The sequence below is a fragment of the Nocardia sp. NPDC058633 genome, from assembly GCF_042717045.1.
Taxonomy (GTDB): Bacteria; Actinomycetota; Actinomycetes; order Mycobacteriales; family Mycobacteriaceae; genus Nocardia.
In genome coordinates this window covers 63,544-84,414 of record NZ_JBHXRA010000007.1, presented here as the reverse complement: position 1 = coordinate 84,414, position 20,871 = coordinate 63,544, and the positions used below count along the sequence as shown (strand labels likewise).

Here is a 20,871-nt window from a genome sequence, read left to right as displayed (position 1 = left end):
CAGCGGGTGATCCGTTGCAGCACGAGTCACCCGGACGCCCCGCTCCGACGTGTGCTAACCGCCCGCGACCTCGGTCGCCCACCGATAGTCGGCTTTGCCGGCGGGGGTTCGCTTGATCTCGACGACGGTACTCATCGAGCGCGGTACTTTGTATCCCGCCAACGACGTTCGGCAGTGCTGCTGCACTTCGTCGAGCGTCAGTGCCGGCGCGTCCGGGTAGGTGGCGATGACAGCGGCCACCTTCTGCCCCATGCGCTCGTCGGGTACCGGGACGACAAGCGCGTCAGCGATCGACGGGTGGGCGTGCAGCACGGCCTCGACCTCTTCGGCGAACACCTTCTCACCGCCGGTATTGATGCATTGCGAACCACGCCCGAGGAACACGATGGTGCCGTCGGCTTCGATGCGTCCCATGTCACCGAGGATCGACATCCGCGTGCCGTCGACGCGGGTGCGGAAGGTGCGGGCGGACTTGGCCTCGTCCTTGTAGTAGCCGAGCGGAACATTGCCGACGCGGGCGATGTAGCCGATCCGGTCACTGCCCGGCGGAATGTCGGCAAGCTCCTCGTCGACGAGCAGCATCGTCGATGACGACGGCATGCGCAGGTTGCCCTGCTCGTCGACGGTAAAGGCGCCGTCGTTGCCGGATTCGGAGGCTCCGAAGTTGTCCCGCAGCAGCAGATCCGGCTTGACTGCCAACATCCGTTCGCGCACCCCGACCGACCAGATCGCGCCACCGGAGGTGATCGAGAACAGCGAGCTCAGGTCGATCTGGCCCTGACGGCGTTCCATCTCGTCCACCAGCGGTAGCCCCATGCCATCGCCGACGATGAGGATCACTTGGACTCGCTCCCGCTCGATCGCCTCGACAACGCGTTGCGAGTCGAAGTCGCGCATGAGCACCACGCGGGCGCCGAGAGTGAAGAACGTGAACAACGAATACAGGGCCGCTCCGTGCATGAGCGGCGCGGCGACCAAGAACGACAGCTCCGGAAACTCCTTCGCGGCGGCGGCGACCTCGGCGAGGTCGGTGCGTGGATCGGTGCCGTAGGGATTTCCGCCGGAGAGCGGCTTGCGGAAGAAGTCGTCGTGGCGCCACATCACGCCCTTCGGATATCCGGTGGTACCACCGGTGTAGAGCACGTACAGCTCGTCTCCCGTACGAGGCGCGAATTCCACTGCGGCAGAATGCGTTTCGTACTCGGCGAAGGACACCACAGCGATGGATCGAGCGGCCGCGGCGGAGCGCAGCTCGTCGTCGAGCTCACCGATCACGATCACTGTGCGGACCAGCGGGCATGCCGCGAGGAGCTCCGCCAGCGTTCGCTGGTGCTCCGGCAGTTCGACAATGACGGCGACCGAGTCCGAATTCGTGAAGATGTACTCGAGTTCGGCGGGCGTGTAGCGGTAGTTGACGTTGATCGGCACCGCGCGGATCTTGATCAGGCCGAGGAGTGCATGGACGTGCTCGACGCTGTTCTTGAGGAACAACGAGACATGATCACCCTCCCCGATGCCCGCCTGCGACAGCATCGCTGCCACCTTGTTCGCCTCGCTGTCGAGCAGTGCGTAGGTGACGTTCTCGCCCTCATAGGTCAGCGCGACACGGTCGGGAACGACCGCAGCCACCGTTTCGAAGACGTCCGCCAGATTGAACTGCACAATCACTCCCCGTAGACCATCGGCATCGACTACACACCGCAATGAACACGTTCTACTTCTTGGCCGACGCTGACATAGCCAGACCGTGATGAGCTCGTCATAGACGTCAGCAGTCAGTGACGCCAATGGTAGAACAGGTTACAAATCAGTGGTGCCGTATCGGCGTACCCGGCATAGCGGCGCCGCGTGGACGGTGAGGCAAGACGGGCCGTACACCACCACGTCCGCAGCTGCCGGCGCCAGGATCACCGGGAGGTTCGGATGACCGGGATGCCGGCCGGGGCGCCGTCGCCGATCAGGTGATCCAGCGCCGCGAGGTCGACGTGTTGCTCGATGAGGTCGGCGAGTAGATCGAGTTGCGCGGACCTGACGGCCGCGACCGAGGTGTCGGGGGCGACGGTGAAGCCGGTGCGCCCGGCTCGGGCGGCGACTTCGGTGAGCCAGGTGCGGCGGAAATCGTCGGATTCGAGAAGACCGTGGACGTGAGTGCCCCAGACGGCTTCTCGCACACTGCCTTCAGGTGTGCCCTCGACGGTCAGCCAGGGGGGGTCGGCGGTGCGGGTGACTCTGCCGTGATGGATCTCGTAGCCGTGCACGGCAATCGAGCCCGCGGCACCGGTGACCTGACGGGCGATTTTGGGGTCCGCGAACTCGATGTCGAGCTCGAGCAGTCCGAGGCCGTCCGCCACAGCCGGGCGCGCGGTCGTCGGCGTCTCGATGTCGGCGTGATCCGGTGTCGACCTGGGCGCCGGTGCTTGCGCGGCCCTGTGCTCGATACCGTCGACGATGCGTCGGCCGAGCATCTGGTAGCCGCCGCAGATGCCGAGGACGGGGCGGCCCGCCGCGGCGCGGGAGCGGAGGGCTTCGCCTATTCCGTTGGCGCGCAACCACTCCAGATCCGAGATGGTCGCTTTCGAACCCGGCACGACGACGAGGTCGGCGGTGGCCAGTTGGTGGGGACTGTCTGCCCAGCGAACCGCGACGCCGGGTTCGCAGGCGAGGGCTTCGATGTCGGTGGAGTTGGAGATTCGAGGCAGGCGGATGGCGGCCACGGTGAGCCAATCGGTGCCGTGGGGTGGGCCGGGTCGGCCGACCGGGGCACCGGAGATGGTGCCGAGGGAGTCTTCGGCGTCGAGCCAGAGGTCCTCGGCGAACGGCAGGACGCCGAGGGTGGGGCGGCCGGTCAGGGTGGCGAGCTGGTCGAGGCCGGGTTGCAGCAAGGACACGTCGCCGCGGAACTTGTTGATGATGAAGCCCGAGATCAGTTGCTGGTCTTCGGGTGCCAGGACCGCGACGGTGCCGAACAGGTGAGCGAGAACGCCACCTCGATCGATATCGCCGACCACCAGGACCGGAATATCGGCGGCGCGTGCCAACCCCATGTTCGCGAGATCGGTGGCCCGTAGATTGATTTCGGCCGGTGATCCCGCCCCCTCACAGATCACCACGTCGAATTCGTCACGTAACGAGGCCAATTCGGCCGCGACGACTTCGCGCAACTCCTGCCGTCGGGTGAAATAGTCACGCGCGCCGACAGTGCCGACAGCCTTGCCGCGAACCACCAACTGCGAACGCCGATCACTGCCGGGCTTCAACAGCACCGGATTGAACCGCACGCTCGGCTCCAGACCACACGCCCGCGCCTGCAACGCCTGCGCACGCCCGATCTCCCCGCCGTCGAGCGTGACGACCGAGTTGTTCGACATGTTCTGCGCCTTGAACGGCGCCACCCGCACCCCACGCCGCGCCAGCATGCGGCAGATACCCGCCACCACAACGCTTTTCCCGGCGTCGGAAGTCGTACCCGCGACGAGCAGCGCCCCGCGCAGCGCCACCTCATCTGCCGTATCAGCGCGAGCGCCGGCCGGATTCACGGCAGGGTCAGGATTTCCGCGCCTGTCTCGGTGACGACCAGGGTGTGCTCGAACTGAGCCGTCCACTTGCGGTCCTGGGTGACCACGGTCCAGCCGTCGTCCCAGATGTCGTAGTCGATGCCGCCGAGGTTGATCATCGGCTCGATCGTGAAGGTCATGCCGGGCTCGATCACCGATTCGATGTTGGGCTGGTCGTAGTGCAGCACCACCAGGCCGCTGTGGAAGGTGGGGCCGACGCCGTGGCCGGTGAAGTCGCGCACGACGCCGTAGCCGAAGCGGTTGGCGTAGGCCTCGATGACGCGACCGACCACGTTCAGCGCGCGACCCGGTTTGACGGCCTTGATCGCCCGGTGGGTGGCCTCTTCGGTGCGCTCGACGAGCAGGCGCACCTCCTCGTCGACGTCGCCGGCGAGGAAGGTCTTGTTGGTGTCGCCGTGCACGCCGTGGATGAAGGCGGTGACGTCGATATTGACGATGTCACCGTCTTCGACCACCGTCGAGTCGGGGATGCCGTGGCAGATGACCTCGTTGAGCGAGGTGCAGCAGGACTTGGGAAAACCCTTGTAGCCCAGCGTGGAGGGGTAGGCGCCGTGGTCGCACATGTACTCGTGGGCGATCCGGTCGAGCTCGTCGGTGGTGACGCCGGGCACCACGGCCTTGCCCGCTTCTTCGAGCGCCTGCGCCGCGATCTTGCCCGCGATCCGCATCTTCTCGATGGTCTCGGCGGTCTGCACCCAGGGCTCGTTGCCCTCGTTCGCGGTCTTCTTCCACACGTATTCGGGCCGCTCGATGGAGCGGGGAACGTCCCGGATCGGCGACTGGGTACCGGGAACTAGTGGCTGACGGGTGCGCACGGACATAAGGGCAGTGTATCTATGCGCGCTTCCGACGGTACCTCCCCGCCCGTGCTCTCGGCGGGCATCGCGCACGCCGGGGATGGGCTGTGCGTCAGACCACGGGCTCCAAACGAACGATGATGCCTTTCGACGTCGGCGTATTGCTGATGTCGGCCACGCTGTCGAGCGGGACCAGCACGTTGGTCTCCGGGTAGTACGCGGCCGCCGACCCACGACTGGCCGGGTAGCCGACGGCGACGAACTTCTCCGCCCTCCGCTCGGTGCCGTCGTGCCAGATGCTGACGATGTCGACCACATCCCCGTCGGCGATCCCCCGCTCGGCGAGGTCGTCGGGATGCACCAGCACCACCCGTCGCGCGTGGTGGATCCCCCGGTAGCGATCGTTGGCCGCGTACGGAACGGTGTTCCACTGATCGTGGGACCGAAGCGACTGCAGCACGAGATATCCCGGCGGTGCCTCGATCATGTCGAAGTCGTTACGGGTGAACTCCGCCTTGCCGCTGGCCGTGCGATAGATGCCCTCGTTGACCGGATTGACCAGCAGCATCCCGCCCGGTTCGGCGATGCGCTCGTTGAAGTTCGCGAAGCCGGGCACGACCCGGGAGATGTGCTCGCGCACGACGGCGTAGTCGGCGACGAACTCCTCCCAGGCGATCGAGGATCGCGGCCCCAGCGTGCTGCGGGCGAGCCGGGAGATGATCGCCACCTCGCTCAGCAGATCGGGTGAGGCCGGGTCGAGACGCCCGCGCGAGGCGCGGACTTCGCTCATCGAATCCTCGACGGTGCAGAACTGCTCGCCGGTGGCCTGGATATCGCGGTCGCTGCGGCCCAGGGTCGGCAGGATCAGTGCCGTCTCGCCGCAGACCGTGTGGGAGCGGTTGAGTTTGGTGGAGATCTGCACCGTCAGCGAACACCGGCGTAGCGCCGCCTCGGTGACCTCGCTGTCGGGCGTGGCACGCACGAAATTGCCCGCGACACCGACGAATACCTTCGCCGTGCCGTCACGCATGGCCCGAATGGCGTCGACCGTGTTCAGCCCGTGCGCGGCGGGCGGGGTGAAATCGAATTCCTTGCCGAGGGCGTCCATGAACGACTGCGGCATCCGCTCCCAGATGCCCATCGTGCGGTCGCCCTGTACGTTGCTGTGCCCCCGGACCGGGCACACACCGGCACCCCGGCGACCGAGGTTGCCACGCAGCAGCAGGAAGTCGACGATCTCGCGGATGGTCGGCACACCGTGTTTGTGCTGAGTCAAGCCCATCGCCCAGCACACGATGACCTTCTCGCTGCCGAGCACCAGCTGGTGCACGGCCTCGATCTCCTCGCGCGTCAGCCCGGTCGCGGTGAGCGCGTGGTCCCAGCTCATCTTCCTGGCGTGCTCGGCGAAAGCGTCGAAGCCGGTGGTCTGCGCGGCGATGAAGTCGTGGTCGAGCACCGTGCCCGGGGCCGCGTCCTCGGCGTCGAGGAGCAGCTTGTTCAGCATCTGGAACAGGGCGAGGTCGCCGCCGGGGCGGATCTTGAGGAAGATGTCGGCGATCTCGGTGCCGCGTCCGATCACCCCGCGCGCCTTCTGCGGGTTCTTGAACCGGATCAGCCCGGCCTCGGGCAGCGGGTTCACCGCCACGATCCTGCCGCCGTTGCGATTGGTCCGCTCCAGCGCCGTCAGCATTCGCGGATGGTTCGTGCCGGGGTTCTGTCCGACGACGAAGATCAGGTCGGCTTCGTAGATGTCGTCGAGCGAGACGGTGCCCTTGCCGACACCGATCGTCTGGTTCAACGCCGAACCGCTGGACTCGTGGCACATGTTCGAGCAGTCGGGCAGGTTGTTGGTGCCATAGGAGCGGGCGAACAGTTGCAGCAGGAAGGCGGCCTCGTTGTTGAGCCGCCCCGAGGTATAGAACAGCGCCTCGTCGGGGCTTGCCAGACCGCGCAGCTCCCGTGCCATCAGGTCGAAGGCGTCGTCCCAGGCGATGGGCTCGTAGTGGGTGGCACCGGGGCGCTTGACCATCGGCTCGGTGAGCCTGCCCTGCTGGTTGAGCCAGTAGTCCGACATGGTGTCGAGCTCGGCGACGGGATGCTCGGCGAAGAACTGCCTGGTGACGCGGCGGGTGGTGGCCTCGTCGTTGATGTGCTTGGCGCCGTTTTCGCAGTACTCGTTGAGGTGCCGGTCCTTGGGCTCGGGCCACGCGCAGCCCGGACAGTCGAAGCCCTTGGTCTGATTGATGTTGAGCAAGGTGAGCGCGGTGCGAATCGGGGAGTTCTGCGACAGCGAGTACTCGATCGCGTGCACCACGGCGGGAACGCCGACCGCCCAGGTCTTGGGCGGGGTCACGCTCAGATCGTCGTCCGGGTCCTCGATCGAGGTCATGTCTTCCGCTTCTTCTCAGTTCCGCGACACCGCGCGCCGACATCTGTGACAAAGGCTTCTCACATTGTCCGCCCTTGTCAACGCGGGGAGCCCGATCACCGGGTGGATCTCGGCTCTCGGGCTCCCCTCGCCAGACGACGACTCAGTCCTGTGGCGGCTCGAACACGCTGCTGCCGTATACGTCCTGCGCGGTGAGCGTGATGAGGTCGCACTTGCCCAGCGGCCGGTCGAGTGCGACCAACCTGTGGGCCTGGCGCAGGCGACAGCGTTCGATGGCGTTGCGCACGCTGCGCGCGTTCGAGAACCTGGGCCGTTGCATGCGCAACGTCAGATAGTCGGCGAACGCCTTGTGCGCCTCGTCGTCGAAGGCGAATCCTTCCGACTCCACCATCAGGCCCGCGATCTGGGTGAGCTCGGCGTGGTCGTAGTCGTCGAAGGTGAGGTGGTGCGGTACCCGCGAACTCAGGCCGGGATTGGCGGAGAAGAAGGTCGCCATCCGATCGGAGTACCCGGCGAAGATCACCACCAGGTCGCCGCGCTCGTTCTCCATCTCGGTGAGCAGGATCTCGATCACCTCCTGCCCGTAGTCGCGCTCGTTCTCCGGCCGGAACAGGTAATAGGCCTCGTCGATGAACAGCACTCCCCCGGCCGCGCGGGCGATCGCCTCCTTGGTCTTGGGCGCGGTGTGGCCGATGAACTGGCCGACCAGGTCGTCGCGGGTGACGGTGTGCACGCGCGGCGCCCTGATGTAGCCGAGCGCGTGCAGGATCGCCGCCATCCGCAGCGCGACCGTGGTCTTGCCGGTACCGGGACCGCCGGTGAAACTCATGTGCAGGGTGGGTCGCGTGGTGGTGAGTCCGAACCGGCGCCGTGCCCGGTCGACCTGGAGCAGCGAGGCGATCTCGCGGACCCGGCGCTTGACCGAGGCGAGCCCGACCAGCTCGGCGTCGAGTGCGGCCAGGGTGTCGCCCACCCTGGCCGCGGCCTCGTCGGCCGAGAGATCGAGCACCTCGTCGTCGCCGAGGATCGCAGGTTCGCCCTGCGCGGCCTCGTCGACGGCCGTGAGCGCCGGACCGTTCGCCGACGGCCGGTGGAACCCGAATCCCTTTGGTGTGTCCATCAGTTCACTCGCCCGCGTACCGATCGCCGGCCGGGCGGGTGGTGGCGTAGGACTTCACCGAGTACCGCTGGGTGCGGTCGGGGCCCTCGACCCGTTCGAGTAGGAAACCGGGTTCTTCGGCCGGTCGCTGGACGAGAAACGACATCGCGGTGGACTGTCTGCCCAAGCTCGCGTCGTAGGCCATCAACCGGATGTAGTGCTGGGGGAAGGTGGACCGGCAGTCGTTGAGCTGGGCGAGCACCCCGTCGGGTTCGGCCAGGTCGAACATCGGCAGCCCCCACATCTCCCAGTAGACATTGCGCGGGTGCGGGTCGTCGGTGTACTCCAGCGATACCGGCCAGCCGTGGTCGAGGGCGTACTTCACCTGGGCCGCGATCTCGTCGTCGGTGAGATCGGGCAGGTAGGAGTAGGTGCCGTAGCGAAGTTTCATCAGGTGCTCCTAAACGGTGATCAGATCGAGGGCACCGGCGTCGCCACCACGTCGGGTGCGTCGGTGCTGGTGTAGTCGAAAGTGACGTCGCCCCAGGTGTTCAGGGCCGCTTCCAGTGGTGTGCAGTGCTTGGCGGCCCTGCGCAGCACATCGGGTCCTTCGATCAGCAGGTCGCGACCTTCGTTGCGCGCCTTCACCACTGCCTCGAGCGCCACCCGGTTCGCTTCGGCGCCTGCCGCGATGCCGTACGGGTGACCGATCGTGCCGCCACCGAACTGCAGGATCACGTCGTCGCCGAAAAGGTCGAGCAGCTGGTGCATCTGGCCGGCGTGGATGCCACCGGAGGCCACCGGCATGACGCCGGGCATCGAGATCCAGTCCTGGTCGAAGAAGATGCCGTTGCCCGGATTCGTGGCGACGGTGTTCTCGCGCAACGAGTCATAGAACCCACGCGTGGTGGCCGGATCGCCTTCGAGCTTGCCGACGACGGTCCCCGCGTGCACGTGGTCGACGCCCATCAGCCTGCACCACTTCGCGATCACCCGGAAGCTCACGCCGTGTGTCTTCTGCCGCGTGTAGGTCGAGTGCCCGGCGCGGTGCAGGTGCAACAGGACGCCGTTCTCCCGGGCCCAGTGCGCCATCGACTGGATCGCGGTGTAGCCGATGGTGAGGTCGATCATCACCACCACGCTGCCGATTTCCTTGGCGAAGTTCGCCCGCCGGTACATCTCCTCCATCGTGCCCGCGGTGACATTGAGGTAATGGCCCTTGATCTCGCCGGTTTCGGCCATCGCCCGGTTCACCCCCTCCATCGCGTAGAGGAAGCGGTCGCGCCAGCGCATGAAGGGCTGGGAGTTGATGTTCTCGTCGTCCTTGGTGAAGTCGAGCCCACCGCGACAGGCCTCGTACACGACGCGCCCGTAGTTGCGGGCCGACAGGCCGAGCTTGGGTTTGATGGTGGCCCCGAGCAGCGGGCGACCGTACTTGTTGAGCATCTCCCGTTCCATGACGATGCCGTGTGCCGGGCCCTGAAAGGTCTTGGTGTAGGCCACGGGGATGCGCATGTCTTCCAGGCGCAGGGCCTTGAGCGGCTTGAAGCCGAAGACGTTGCCGATGATCGAGGAGGTGAGGTTGGCGATGGAGCCTTCCTCGAAGAGGTCGATGTCATAGGCGATGTAGGCGAAGTACTCGCCGGGCCTGCCTGGAACCTCGTCGACCCGGTACGCCTTGGCCTGGTAGTGGCTGTTGGCGGTGAGGCGGTCGGTCCACACGACAGTCCAGGTGGCGGTGGACGATTCACCGGCGACGGCGGCCGCGGCCTCGATCGGATCGACGCCTTGCTGCGGGGTGACCCGGAAGACGGCGAGCACGTCGGTGTCCTTGGGCACGTAATCGGGGTTCCAGTAACCCATTCCGGCGTAACTCTGAACACCCGGATCCCAACGCTCTTTGGTCGCCGCGCCGTCGTTGTCGATCGTCGTCATCGCCGTTCCTTTCGGGTCACGCCTGGAGAAGCACTCTCAGTGTGTGGGCGCGGACTGTTCAGCGACAATGGAAACTTCGCAGCGCATTGTTAAGACATAATTGAACGATGTTCGCCAGCCCCGACCTGCCCGCCGCCGCCACGTGGGGCCGGTTGCGCACCTTTCTCGCCGTGTACGAGACCGGCAGTGTGCGTGCCGCGGCCCAAACATTGCACGTGACACCCCCGGCGGTCTCGGCAGCGGTCGCCGCGCTGGAAACAGCTTTGGGCACAACCCTTTTCGGCAAGTCCGGGCGTGGGATCGTGGCTACCGACTCCGGTGAGATCTTCGCCGGGTACGTGCGCAGACTGCTCGGGTTGCTCGCCGAGGCGGCGGGGGCGGTCCACGATGCCGACCGCGGGCGGGTGCGGATCGGCGCGGTCGCGACAGCCAGCGAATACGTGCTGCCGGTGTTGATGGCCACGTTCGCGCAGGCCCATCCGCACGTGGAATTGTCGCTGTCGGTGCTCACGCGCGGCGAACTGTTCGCCCGGGCCGCCGACCACGTCTTCGACATCGCGCTGGCCGGTCGACCACCGCGCGGGTCCGGCCTGGTCACCGCGGCCCGGCGGGCCAACCGACTGCTGCTCGTCGGGCGGCCCGGACTGGTCGACGATCCGCTCACCACACCGTGGCTGCTCACCGGGATCGGCTCCGGCACCCGCGACACCACGCTGTCGTTGCTGAGCCGGTTGCAGGCAGCGCCGCCGCTGCTCACACTCGGGACGTCGGGCGCCGCGGTGGCCGCCGCCCGGGAAGGGCTCGGGGTCACCCTGGTGCACGAGGAAGCGGCGCGCGAGCAACTCGCTTCGGGGGAACTGGTCTCCTACGGCGTGCCGGGTACACCGCTGGACAGGCCGTGGCACGTCTGCACCACGCCCGAACCGACCTCGGCGACCCGATTGTTCGTGGCCCACCTGTGCGATCCGGACCAGGTGGGCGCGGCCGCATTTCACACCCGAACTCGCCCGAAGGGGTGAGGACAGCGAGTACGCGGCGCTCGCATGCTGATCGTCATGACGACACTCCCCGCCACCGCCCTCGCCGATATCGCCACCCAGCTGACCAGCGGCGGCCGCGGCATTCTCGCCGCCGACGAGTCGATCAAAACCATGTCCGCGCGCCTGGAACAGGAAGGGGTCGCCGCGAGCGCGACCACCCGTCGCGACTATCGAGAACTGCTTCTCACCACCGACGGGCTACGAGAGCGGATCAGCGGAATCATTCTGTGCGACGAGACATTCGGCCAGGATCTCACCGACGGACGGCCCTTCCCGATCGCGGCGCACGAACTCGACATCCTGCCCGGAATCAAGGTCGACACCGGCACCACGGCGCTGCCCGGCCAGGGTGGCGCGCTGATCACCGAGGGCCTCGACGGGCTCGGCGCGCGACTGGCCTCCTACGCCGATCGCGGTGCCGCGTTCGCCAAGTGGCGTGCGGTGTTCGACGTGCACACGATCACCCCCTACTCCGCCGGCGCCAACGGGCACGCGCTGGCCCGCTACGCCGCGTTGTGCCAGCAACACGGCATAGTCCCGATCGTGGAGCCCGAGGTGCTGTGCACCGGCGACCACGACCTGGCGGCCTCGGCGCGGGCGACGCGACTGGCCCTGAGCGCGGTGTTCACCGAGCTCGTCGACGCGGGAGTGGATCTCACCGGCATCGTGCTCAAGCCGAACTTCGTCACCGCGGGCCTGGACGCCGCACCCAGCGCACCCGCCGAGGTCGCGGCCGCCACCTTCGCGGTGCTGCGTGAGCTGGTGCCCGCCGAGGTCGCGGGGATCGCGTTCCTGTCCGGTGGACATCCCACCTCGCGGGTGTGCGAATTCCTGAGCGAACTCACCACCATCGACGAGCGCCCGTGGCCTGTGACATTCTCCTTCGGACGCGCACTCGTGAGCGCGGCCCTGCACACTTGGGGTGGATCAGCTTCCGAAGTTCGCGCAGCACAACAGGTTCTGCTCCAGAACTGCCGCGACGCCGCCGGCGCCGCCGACCACTGCGCGTAGTCGCGCCGTGCTGGGCGACGAACGGCGCGCGCGGCGGTAACGCGCAGCGGCGGCGCCCCCTGGCCGCACCGCTGCTGCGTTCGTCGCGCCGACACCGACTACTTCAGCGGCAGTTCCACCAGCAAGGTGGTGCCGCGTCCCAGCATGGATTCCACCCGCAACGAAGCTTCGATCAGAGCGCAGCGTTCGGCGATCGAGCTCAGCCCGAAATGTTGTTCACCGTCGGCGTCGCCGGCCCGATTCGCCCGCCGCGACGCCGGGTCGAAACCCTCACCGTCGTCGGAACATCCGAGGATGACCGAGTCACCGACCCTGCGCAGTGACAGCACGATTCGTTGCGCCCCGGCATGTTTCACGGCATTGCCGAGAGATTCCTGGGCGATCCGGTACAGGGTGGCGGCGGCGTGGTCGGGGATGTCGTCGATGGCGGCGGCGTGGTCGACGAGGAATTCGATCGTCGGCGGCCCGTCGCCGCTCACCGTGCGCACCAAGGATTCGATCGCGGCGACCAGGCCGAGGTCGTCGAGGACGAGGCTGTGCAGGCCCGAGATCGCCGCCCTGGTCTCGTTGTAGGCGAAATCGGCCAGCTCGCGCGCGCTGACGAGTTCGGCGCGGGCCCTGGCGAGGTCGCGCTGGCTGGCCTCGTCGGTCGCGTCCACGTGGGCGGCGAGTTCGGAAACGGTGAGGTCGGCCGCCGAGAGATGAAACGACATCGAGGCCAACGCGGTGGTGACGCCGTCGTGCAGGTCGAAGGCGATTCGCCGGCGCTCGGCTTCCTGGGCGGTGATCGCCTGCTCGACCAGGCGGTCCCGCTCGCTGCGTTGCCGGTCGACCGTGCGGAACAGGCGCTGCGCGTGCAACCACAGGCCGAGCACGGCGGCGTATTGCTGTGCACCGTCGAGGTCGTGTTGCGCGAACGGGTCACGGGTGCCGCGGTGCACGGCCAGCACACCGACCACGTCGCCTTCCAAGCCTGGCAGCGGCAGGCACATTCGGGCTACAGTCTGCTGCGGTTCGAGGCGTAACAGCCTGCGGTGCAGCGCATTACGTGGTGAGTCGCACGCAAGCAGCACCGGCTTGCGGGTGCGCGCCACCAGACCGGTCACGCCGAAACCCACCTGCAGGCGCAACGAGCTCGCCGAGGGATGCGCGGGCCACATGTCGAAGATGCTCAGATCCTGGCCGTCGACGGCGTAGAGGAGCACACCGTCGGCACCGAGCAGTGGACCGAGCTCGGCCGCCGTGGGTATCGCGCCGCCCGCGTTGCTCATCGAAACAACCCCTCCCGCAACGCGACTGCGATCGCCGCACTCCGATCCGACACCCCCAGCTTGCGATACAGCCCGCGAATGTGGGTCTTCACGGTGTCCTCGCTGACCACGAGCTTGCTCGCGACGGCCCGGTTGGAATGCCCGGAGACCATCAGCCCCAACACTTCCGATTCGCGCTGGGTCAACCCGAGGTGCGCGCCGGACCAGAACTGCCCCGCGCTGAGCCGGGCGGCGGCCAGGGCCACCCGGCCCGCCAGCGCGGCGTCGACCACCGTCTCACCCTCGCGCACCCGGCACAGCTGGGCGACGAGTTCGCGCCCGTCGACCCGTTTGAGGATGTAGCCCGACGCCCCGACGCGCAGCGCCTGGTACAGGTAGTGCTCGTCGTCGTAGACCGTGAGCAGCACTACTTTGGTGTCGGGGTATTGCAGGGTGATCTGGCGGCACAGATCCAGGCCGCTGGCCTTGCCTATCCGCACGTCGCACAGGACGATGTCGGGCTGCTGTTCGGCCACCATCCGCAGCGCGGCGGTGTCGGTGGTGGACTGGCCGACTATCACGACTTCGTCGGGGAAGTGTCCGAGCATGGCGTCGAGCCCGTGCAGCACCATCTCGTGATCGTCGACGAGGACAAGCTTCAGCGGGGTCGGAGGTAACTCCGGCATCCTTCCACCCTACGGCGGGCGGCATCCCGGCTACGGGCATTGACGAGATCTCACCCCGGCCTCCACCCCCGAGGGGGAGTGCGGCGGGGGCGCCGATGGGGTCCGATGAACGCACCTGATCAGAAAGGCGCGCCATGCCGGAGTTCTCAGTTCGTCGGCCGCTCATAGTGCCGTCGGTGCTGCCCGCCGATTTCGCCTGTCTCGGCGAGGAAGTGCGCGATCTGTGCGCGGCGGGCGTCGACCGGATCCAGTGGGACGTGATGGACGGAGTGTTCGTCCCCAACCTCACCTTCGGTCCCGATGTCATCGCCTCGGCGCGTTCGCACAGCACCGTCGGGTTCGAAGCGCACCTGATGGTGGTGAACCCCGATGCGCTGCTCACCGACTACATCGACGCGGGATGCGAGCTGATCATCGTGCACGCCGAAGCCTGTACTCACCTGCATCGCACGCTCACACGCATCCGCGAACTCGGGGCGCGCAGCGGTGTCGCGCTGAACCCGCACACCCCCGCCGAGGTTGTCGCCCACGTGCTGGCCGAAACCGATCTGGTGCTGGCGATGACGGTGAATCCGGGCTTCGGTGGGCAGGCCTACATTCCGGCCGTGGAGCCGAAGATCGCGCGATTGCGCCGGATGATCCACGAGTCGGGGCGGCCCATCGAACTCGAGGTGGACGGCGGGATCACGGCCGACACGATCGGTGGGGCGGCCGCCGCGGGCGCCGATGTCTTCATCTCGGGATCGTGGATGTACGGCTGTCCCGAGGGCAAAGCGGCCGCGGTCGAGCAGTTGCGCGACGCCGCCACCTTCGAGCGAGAGGCTGCCCGATGACCGAGATCGCGCAACCGACGTTCGTGCCGTCGGTGGAGACCGACCGACTCGCGGTCGACACCCTGCGTTTCCTGGCGGCCGACATGGTGGAAGCCGCACAGTCGGGCCATCCCGGCATGCCGATGGGGGCGGCGCCGATGGCGTGGACGCTGTGGAGTCGGCATCTGCGCCATGATCCGGCCGATCCCGAGTGGGCTGATCGGGACCGGTTCGTGCTCTCGGCCGGACACGGCTGCGCGCTGCTGTACGGGCTGTTGCACCTGTTCGGATACGACCTGCCGGTGGAGGAGTTGCGGCGGTTCCGCCAGTGGGGGTCGCGGACGCCGGGGCATCCCGAGTTCGGTGCCACACCCGGTGTGGAGTGCACCACCGGACCGCTGGGCCAGGGGCTGGCGATGGCGGTGGGGATGGCGCTGGCCGAACGGATGACCGCCGCCCGGTATCCGGAGATCACCGGGCATCGCACGTACGCGATCGTCGGCGACGGGTGCTTGATGGAAGGTGTCAGCCACGAAGTCGCCTCGTTCGCGGGACATGCGGAGCTCGGCGGGTTGATCGTGCTCTGGGACGACAACGAGATCACCATCGACGGCGCGGTCGAGCGTTCGTGTAGTGACGATCAGGTGGCGCGGTTCGCGGCCTACGGGTGGCACACCGAGGTGGTGGCCGACGGGACCGATGTCGAGGCGATCGATGCCGCGCTGACCCGCGCGAAAGTGGATTCCCGGCCCAGCTTTCTCGCGGTCCGCACGGTGATCGGTCATGGCGCTCCCGGTATCGCAGGCACCTCCGATGCCCATGGTTCACCGCTGGGGGCCGAGCGTTTGGCACAGGCCAAAGAGCACGCGGGCTGGACACTCGCGCCGTTCGCTGTGCCGGACCAGGTCGCGGTGACGTGTGCGGTGCTGGCGGCGATCGGTGGCGATCAGCACGAGCGCTGGCTCGCGGAGTTCGCCGCGTTCGACACCGTCGCGCCCGAGCGTGCCGCCGAGTTCCGGCGCACACGGGCGCGACTGCTGCCCACCGATCTACTGTCGGCGCTGGAGTCCGTTGCGGCGCAAGCACCACGTGCCACCCGGCAGTCCTCGCAGGCGTGCCTGACCGCGGCGCGGTCGACGATGCCGGAGTTGGTGGGCGGGTCTGCCGACCTCGCCGGGTCGACCGGCACCGTCTGTGGCGAGGTGGTGACCCGCGACGACTTCACCGCGAGCGCTGTCGCTTTCGGCATTCGTGAGTTCGGGATGGCGGCCATCCTGAACGGGATGAGCCTGCACGGTGGGTTCCGGGTCTTCGGCAGTACGTTCCTGGTGTTCGCCGACTATCTGCGGCCCGCGCTGCGCTTGTCGGCGCTGATGGGGCAGCCGGTGATCTATTTGCTGACCCATGACTCGATCGCGGTCGGCGAGGACGGGCCGACCCACCAGCCGGTCGAGCACATCGAGTCGCTGCGGGTGATCCCGGGGGTGCAGGTGTTGCGCCCAGCGAACGATGTGGAGACCGCGCTCGCTTGGGAACTCGCGCTGACCCGCGTCGACGGTCCTACCGCACTGATTCTGTCCCGGCAATCGCTGCCCCAGCTGGACTGTGCGATGGGTGCCGAAGGCGCGCGAATCGTCGGGAGTGCCGGCGCTACGGCCGGGCTCTCCCCTGCGGCGCGGGCACTCGGCGCACCCGCCTCCGAACCGTCCGCCACTGCGCGCCCGATCGAGATCGTCTCCACCGGTTCAGAAGTCGCGCTGGCGGTGGCTACCGCCGACCAGCTTCGAGCCCGAGGCCATGAGGTGCGGGTGGTGTCGGCACTGGATCGTTCGCTGTTCACCGCGGACGCTTCGGCGCTCACCGTCAGCATCGAAGCGGGCAGTACCGCGGGCTGGGCGGGGCTGGTCGACCTGGCGATCGGCATCGACGACTTCGGGCACAGCGCTCCGGGCGATCGGGTCATGGCCGAGCACGGGTTCACCGTGGCCGCCGTGCTCGACCGGATCCGCGAACACCTCGACGAGCCACGATGACCGCGCTGCGCGCAGTGATCTTCGATGTCGACGGCACCCTCGTCGACAGCGAACGTGACGGTCATCGGGTGGCCTTCAATGCGGCCTTCGCCGAGGCGGGGCTCCCCGACCGCTGGGAGGTGCAGGAGTACGGCGAGCTGCTGAAGATCGCCGGCGGCGCGCAACGGCTGGCGTACTGGTTCGAACAACACGGCACGGCCACCGGGCAAGCCCGCGAGCTCGCACAACAGTTGCACCGCAGCAAAACCCGGATCATGCGCCAGATGGCCACGGACGGGCACATCCGGGCCCGGCCGGGCGCACGGGAGCTGATCGAGCTGCTCCAGTCGCGCGGTATTCGGTTGCACGTGGCGACCACCGGCACCCGCGCCTGGGTCGAGCCGCTGTTGCGGCACGCCTTCGGTGATCCGTTCGACACCGTGACCACCGGCACGGAGGTGCCCGTCTTGAAACCGAGCCCCGCGGTGTACCTGGACGTGCTGATCCAGACCGGCTTGTCCGCTGATCAGGCAGTGGCCGTGGAGGATTCGGCGAACGGCGTCCGAGCCGCGGTCGCCGCCGGACTGCGCTGCGTGGCCGCGCAGAACGCCTACACACGCGCCGACGACCTGTCGGCGGCGGTGCTCGTCGCCGACGGGCTCGACGACCCGGAGCTGGTGACCTGGTTCGGCGACCACCTCGTGTGAGGTGGTCGCCGAACCCGACTCAGCGTGTGCGGCCCCGACGTTCCATGAGCCGCAGCAACATCGGGGTGAAGATCAGCTGCATCGCCAGGTCCATCTTCCCGCCCGGGCACACGATCGTGTTCGAGCGGGACATGAACGAGTCGTGCAGCATCGACAGCAGATAGGGGAAGTCGATGCCGTGCGGGTCGGCGAACCGGATCACCAGCATCGATTCGTCCGGCGTCGGAATCGTGCGGGCGACGAACGGATTCGAGGTGTCCACCACCGGCACCCGCTGGAAGTTCACGTGCGTGCGGGAGAACTGCGGGCACATGAAGTTCACATAGTCGTGCATGCGGCGCAGGATCGTCTCCGTCACCGCCTCGGTGGAGTAGCCGCGCTTGTCCTTGTCGCGGTGTAATTTCTGGGCCCACTCGAGGTTGATCACCGGCACCACCCCGATGAGCAGATCCGCGTACTGCGCCACGTCGACCTGCTCGTCGGCCACCGCACCGTGCAAGCCCTCGTAGAACAGCAGGTCGGTTCCGGGACGAATGTCCTCCCACGGGGTGAACGTGCCGGGATCCTGGTCGTAGGGCGCGGCTTCCTCCTTGTCGTGCAGGTACTTGCGCACTCGCCCGGTGCCGTTCTCCCCGTACCCGCGAAACAGCTTCTCCAGCTCTTCGAACAGATTGGCCTCGGGCCCGAAATGACTGAAGGTGTGGTCGCCCTCGGACAGTGCCCGCGCCAGTTCCTCCTTCATTCCCACGCGGTCGAACTTGTGGAAGCTGTCGCCCTCGACGTACGCGGCGTCGATGCCCTCCCTGCGAAAGATCTGATCGAAGGTACGCATCACCGATGTTGTTCCGGCACCGGATGATCCGGTGATCGCGACGACTGGGTGCTTGGCGGACATGGCTCTCCTTCTCAGATGGTGGAACGGTAGAGACCGCGTAGACCGAACAGCGGACTCCACTGCCCGTCGGGCTCCTCGGCCGCTTCGGCGTGGTAATCCACGATGCGAGCCACCTCGTCGCGGGAACCGAAGATGAACGCGATCCGCTGGTGCAGCTCGGTGGGGGCGACCTCGAGAATCCGCTCGCGGCCGGTGGAGGCGAGCCCGCCGGCCTGCTCGATCAGGAAGGCGATGGGATTGGCCTCGTAGAGCAGCCGCAACCTGCCCGCTGTGGCTGGATCCTTCGAATCGCGCGGGTACAGGAACACCCCGCCGCGGGTCAGGATCCGATGGGTTTCGACCACCAGCGACGCCACCCAGCGCATATTGAAGTCCTTCTCGCGCGGGCCCGTCGCGCCCGCCAGACATTCGTCGATGTAGCGGCGCACGGCCGGTTCCCAGAAGCGACGATTGGAGCTGTTCACCGCGTATTCGGAGGTGGACTCGGACAATCGCAGGTTCTGCCCGGTCAGGAAGAACTCGCCGAGCTCGGGATCGAGCGTGAACGCGTGCACGCCGGTGCCGACGGTGAGCACCACTTGCGTGGCGGGACCGTAGATCGCGTAGCCCGCGGCGACCTGGTCGGTGCCGGGCTGCAGAAAATCGCCCCGGGCTGCGTGTGCGCCGGGCGTCGGTGCGCGCAGGATCGAGAAGATGCTGCCCACAGCGACATTCACGTCGATGTTGGACGAGCCGTCCAGCGGATCGAAGGCGAGCAGGTACTTCCCGCGCGGATAGTGGGGCGGGATCGGGTAGGGATCGTCGAGTTCCTCCGACACCATGCCCGCCAGCTGCCCGCCCCATTCGTTGGCGCGCAGAAACAGGTCGTTGGCGACCACGTCGAGCTTCTGCTGTTGCTCGCCCTGCACGTTCACCACCCCGGCGCCGCCGAGGACACCGGTGAGCGCGCCCGAGGCGATGCGCTTGGAGATCGCCTTGCAGGCCAGCGCGACATCGAGGATCAGGGAATTGAGTTCACCGCTGGAATCGGGATGGCGGCGGCGCTCTTCGATGAGGAATTGGGTCAACGTCGTGCGATCGGTCAGCATCGTTCGAGGACACCACCGAACCCCCGGGTGGGCATCCACCCGGAGGGTGAATCGCGGGGGTGGTTCCCGACGATTCGCAGCTCAGAAGGCGGGAACCACCTCGGTGACCGGGGCGTCCGCGGTGCGATCGCGCCGCAGCACAGTGACACTGACGACCAGGGCCGCCGCGAGCAGTCCGGCCGCGACGGCGAAGGCCAGCCGGTAGCCGCTGGTCAGGGCGACGGCCTCGGACGCGCCCGCAACCAGTTCGGTACCGGTCCGGGCGGCGGCGAGGGTGGACAGGACCGCGACGCCGATCGCCATGCCGACCTGCTGGGTGGTGTTGAACAACCCCGAGGCCAGGCCCGCGTCGTCGGCTTCGGCGCCCGACATGCCCAGTGCGGTGAGCGCGGGCAGCACCAACCCGCCACCGGAGACCGCCACCATCACCGGCAGCACGTCGATGACGTAGCCGGCGTCGACGGGCAGCCGTGTCAGCCACGACATCCCGGCCAGCAGCAGGACCAGACCGGCGATGAGCACGGCCCGCTCGCCGAAACGGGTGATCAGGCGGGCGGAGGCGAACAGTGACACCGCGCCGATGGCGACCGCGGCGGGCAGCATGGCCAAGCCGGTCTGCGAGGCGCTGTAGCCCAGCACCTTCTGCAGGTAGAGCGCGACGATGATCTGGAAGGCGAACATGGCGGCGAGAGTGAGCATCTGCACCACATTGGCGCCGGAAACCGTGCGAGAACGCAGGATTCGCAGCGGCAACAGCGGATTCGCCACGGTGGCCTGACGGATGACGAAGGCGGCGAGCAAGGCGGCGGCCGCCGCACCGAGACCGAGCGTGTGCGCCGAGGCCCAGCCGTAACGTTCGACCTCGACAACGGTGTAGATCCCCAGCATCAGACCCGCGGTGACCAGGGCAGCGCCCGGTACATCGGCACCGGCGGACCAGCCGAGACCACGGTCGCCCGGCAGCGCTTTCCGCGCGACGAGCACGGTCACCACGCCGATCGGCACGTTGATCAAGAAGATCCAGTGCCAGTTCAAGGCGTCGGTGAGCACGCCGCCCAATACCTGCCCGATCGAGGCGCCCGCGGCACCGGTGAAGCTGAAAACACCGATGGCCGTTGCCCGTTGGCGTGGCTCGGTGAAGATCGTCACCAGGATTCCGAGCACCACCGAGGCGGCGATCGCGCTGCCGACACCCTGCAGGAATCGCGCCGCGACCAGCACGGCGGGACCGGTGGCCACTCCTGCCAGCACCGACGCGGCGGTGAAGACGATATTGCCGACCACGAACATCGTCTTGCGACCGATCAGGTCACCGAGACGGCCAGCCAGCAGGAGCAGACCACCGAAGGCGATCAGGTAGGCGTTCACGGTCCAGCTCAGACCGGCGGGCGAGAAGCCGAGGTCTTGCTGGATCGCGGGCATGGCGACGGTCACGATGCTGCCGTCGAGGATTGTCATCAGCATCGCGGCCGACAGCACCGCGAGGGCGGTGCGCTGGGACTTCGTCATGGGTCATCTCCTGGTGAAAGCCAACAAGAGAGACCGTACTAGATAGTTCCGTAACAGACAATCTAT

Annotated in this window: 17 protein-coding genes; 5 read left to right on the top strand and 12 right to left on the bottom strand. The window is 67.4% G+C overall.

Annotated features, from left to right (window positions below):
• Positions 1-54: 54 nt before the first annotated feature.
• From ACFWUR_RS10910 to ACFWUR_RS10880, 7 genes are all read right to left on the bottom strand, one after another.
• Positions 55-1,662, bottom strand: a complete 1,608-nt coding sequence (locus ACFWUR_RS10910; RefSeq protein WP_378905292.1) for an AMP-binding protein — start codon at positions 1,660-1,662, stop codon at positions 55-57.
• 245 nt (positions 1,663-1,907) lie between these two features.
• Positions 1,908-3,491 carry a cobyric acid synthase gene (locus ACFWUR_RS10905; RefSeq protein ID WP_378905785.1) on the bottom strand — a complete coding sequence of 528 codons (1,584 nt, stop codon included), beginning with the start codon at positions 3,489-3,491 and terminating at the stop codon, positions 1,908-1,910.
• A gap of 41 nt (positions 3,492-3,532) precedes the next feature.
• Positions 3,533-4,396, bottom strand: coding sequence for a type I methionyl aminopeptidase (gene map / locus ACFWUR_RS10900; RefSeq protein ID WP_378905289.1), 864 nt, complete (start codon positions 4,394-4,396; stop codon positions 3,533-3,535).
• Positions 4,397-4,484: 88 nt separating this feature from the next.
• Entirely contained in the window at positions 4,485-6,761 is a 2,277-nt protein-coding gene (locus ACFWUR_RS10895; RefSeq protein WP_378905286.1) for an FdhF/YdeP family oxidoreductase, read from the bottom strand.
• A 142-nt stretch (positions 6,762-6,903) separates the two neighbouring features.
• Positions 6,904-7,881: an AAA family ATPase gene (locus ACFWUR_RS10890; protein ID WP_378905283.1), complete on the bottom strand. Its 978-nt coding sequence runs from the start codon at positions 7,879-7,881 to the stop codon at positions 6,904-6,906.
• A 4-nt stretch (positions 7,882-7,885) separates the two neighbouring features.
• On the bottom strand, positions 7,886-8,311 hold the full coding sequence (locus ACFWUR_RS10885; RefSeq protein WP_378905280.1) for a ribulose bisphosphate carboxylase small subunit: 426 nt from the start codon (positions 8,309-8,311) through the stop codon (positions 7,886-7,888).
• A 20-nt stretch (positions 8,312-8,331) separates the two neighbouring features.
• Positions 8,332-9,795 (bottom strand): form I ribulose bisphosphate carboxylase large subunit, encoded by a 1,464-nt coding sequence (locus tag ACFWUR_RS10880; protein WP_378905277.1) that lies wholly within the window; start codon positions 9,793-9,795, stop codon positions 8,332-8,334.
• 107 nt (positions 9,796-9,902) lie between these two features.
• Here ACFWUR_RS10880 and ACFWUR_RS10875 point away from each other — a divergent pair, with 107 nt between their 5' ends.
• Positions 9,903-10,814 carry a LysR family transcriptional regulator gene (locus tag ACFWUR_RS10875; protein WP_378905274.1) on the top strand — a complete coding sequence of 304 codons (912 nt, stop codon included), beginning with the start codon at positions 9,903-9,905 and terminating at the stop codon, positions 10,812-10,814.
• Positions 10,815-10,850: 36 nt separating this feature from the next.
• A complete protein-coding gene (locus ACFWUR_RS10870) occupies positions 10,851-11,846 on the top strand; it encodes a class I fructose-bisphosphate aldolase (RefSeq protein ID WP_378905271.1) in 996 nt (331 codons plus the stop codon).
• Between the two features lie 98 nt (positions 11,847-11,944).
• Here ACFWUR_RS10870 and ACFWUR_RS10865 read toward each other — a convergent pair whose 3' ends face one another.
• On the bottom strand, positions 11,945-13,117 hold the full coding sequence (locus ACFWUR_RS10865; RefSeq protein WP_378905268.1) for a GAF domain-containing sensor histidine kinase: 1,173 nt from the start codon (positions 13,115-13,117) through the stop codon (positions 11,945-11,947).
• Positions 13,114-13,782: a response regulator gene (locus tag ACFWUR_RS10860; RefSeq protein WP_378905265.1), complete on the bottom strand. Its 669-nt coding sequence runs from the start codon at positions 13,780-13,782 to the stop codon at positions 13,114-13,116. Before ACFWUR_RS10860 ends, ACFWUR_RS10865 begins: the two co-directional genes overlap by 4 nt.
• A gap of 134 nt (positions 13,783-13,916) precedes the next feature.
• Here ACFWUR_RS10860 and rpe point away from each other — a divergent pair, with 134 nt between their 5' ends.
• The 3 genes from rpe to ACFWUR_RS10845 are packed head-to-tail and all read left to right on the top strand — an operon-like array spanning position 13,917 to position 17,313.
• A complete protein-coding gene (gene rpe, locus ACFWUR_RS10855) occupies positions 13,917-14,615 on the top strand; it encodes a ribulose-phosphate 3-epimerase (RefSeq protein WP_378905263.1) in 699 nt (232 codons plus the stop codon).
• The gene (gene tkt / locus ACFWUR_RS10850) at positions 14,612-16,627 is read left to right on the top strand and encodes a transketolase (protein ID WP_378905260.1); all 2,016 of its coding nucleotides are present in this window, start codon (positions 14,612-14,614) and stop codon (positions 16,625-16,627) included. Before rpe ends, tkt begins: the two co-directional genes overlap by 4 nt.
• Complete coding sequence (locus tag ACFWUR_RS10845; protein ID WP_378905257.1) at positions 16,624-17,313, top strand: HAD-IA family hydrolase; 690 nt, start codon at positions 16,624-16,626, stop codon at positions 17,311-17,313. Before tkt ends, ACFWUR_RS10845 begins: the two co-directional genes overlap by 4 nt.
• A 19-nt stretch (positions 17,314-17,332) precedes the next feature.
• Here the strand turns inward: ACFWUR_RS10845 and ACFWUR_RS10840 are convergent, their stop codons facing one another.
• From ACFWUR_RS10840 to ACFWUR_RS10830, 3 genes are all read right to left on the bottom strand, one after another.
• Positions 17,333-18,208: a phosphoribulokinase gene (locus ACFWUR_RS10840; RefSeq protein ID WP_378905254.1), complete on the bottom strand. Its 876-nt coding sequence runs from the start codon at positions 18,206-18,208 to the stop codon at positions 17,333-17,335.
• Positions 18,209-18,219: 11 nt separating this feature from the next.
• Positions 18,220-19,296 carry a class 1 fructose-bisphosphatase gene (locus ACFWUR_RS10835; RefSeq protein WP_378905251.1) on the bottom strand — a complete coding sequence of 359 codons (1,077 nt, stop codon included), beginning with the start codon at positions 19,294-19,296 and terminating at the stop codon, positions 18,220-18,222.
• Between the two features lie 81 nt (positions 19,297-19,377).
• Positions 19,378-20,805 carry a DHA2 family efflux MFS transporter permease subunit gene (locus ACFWUR_RS10830; protein ID WP_378905248.1) on the bottom strand — a complete coding sequence of 476 codons (1,428 nt, stop codon included), beginning with the start codon at positions 20,803-20,805 and terminating at the stop codon, positions 19,378-19,380.
• Positions 20,806-20,871 lie beyond the last annotated feature (66 nt).

Coding starts and splice junctions, on each gene's coding strand:
- map (WP_378905289.1), bottom strand. CDS start 4,396: ATGTCCGTGCGCACCCGTCAGCCACTAGTTCCCGGTACCCAGTCGCCG.
- ACFWUR_RS10895 (WP_378905286.1), bottom strand. CDS start 6,761: ATGACCTCGATCGAGGACCCGGACGACGATCTGAGCGTGACCCCGCCC.
- ACFWUR_RS10890 (WP_378905283.1), bottom strand. CDS start 7,881: ATGGACACACCAAAGGGATTCGGGTTCCACCGGCCGTCGGCGAACGGT.
- ACFWUR_RS10885 (WP_378905280.1), bottom strand. CDS start 8,311: ATGAAACTTCGCTACGGCACCTACTCCTACCTGCCCGATCTCACCGAC.
- ACFWUR_RS10880 (WP_378905277.1), bottom strand. CDS start 9,795: ATGACGACGATCGACAACGACGGCGCGGCGACCAAAGAGCGTTGGGAT.
- ACFWUR_RS10875 (WP_378905274.1), top strand. CDS start 9,903: ATGTTCGCCAGCCCCGACCTGCCCGCCGCCGCCACGTGGGGCCGGTTG.
- ACFWUR_RS10870 (WP_378905271.1), top strand. CDS start 10,851: ATGACGACACTCCCCGCCACCGCCCTCGCCGATATCGCCACCCAGCTG.
- ACFWUR_RS10865 (WP_378905268.1), bottom strand. CDS start 13,117: ATGAGCAACGCGGGCGGCGCGATACCCACGGCGGCCGAGCTCGGTCCA.
- ACFWUR_RS10860 (WP_378905265.1), bottom strand. CDS start 13,782: ATGCCGGAGTTACCTCCGACCCCGCTGAAGCTTGTCCTCGTCGACGAT.
- rpe (WP_378905263.1), top strand. CDS start 13,917: ATGCCGGAGTTCTCAGTTCGTCGGCCGCTCATAGTGCCGTCGGTGCTG.
- tkt (WP_378905260.1), top strand. CDS start 14,612: ATGACCGAGATCGCGCAACCGACGTTCGTGCCGTCGGTGGAGACCGAC.
- ACFWUR_RS10845 (WP_378905257.1), top strand. CDS start 16,624: ATGACCGCGCTGCGCGCAGTGATCTTCGATGTCGACGGCACCCTCGTC.
- ACFWUR_RS10840 (WP_378905254.1), bottom strand. CDS start 18,208: ATGTCCGCCAAGCACCCAGTCGTCGCGATCACCGGATCATCCGGTGCC.
- ACFWUR_RS10835 (WP_378905251.1), bottom strand. CDS start 19,296: ATGCTGACCGATCGCACGACGTTGACCCAATTCCTCATCGAAGAGCGC.
- ACFWUR_RS10830 (WP_378905248.1), bottom strand. CDS start 20,805: ATGACGAAGTCCCAGCGCACCGCCCTCGCGGTGCTGTCGGCCGCGATG.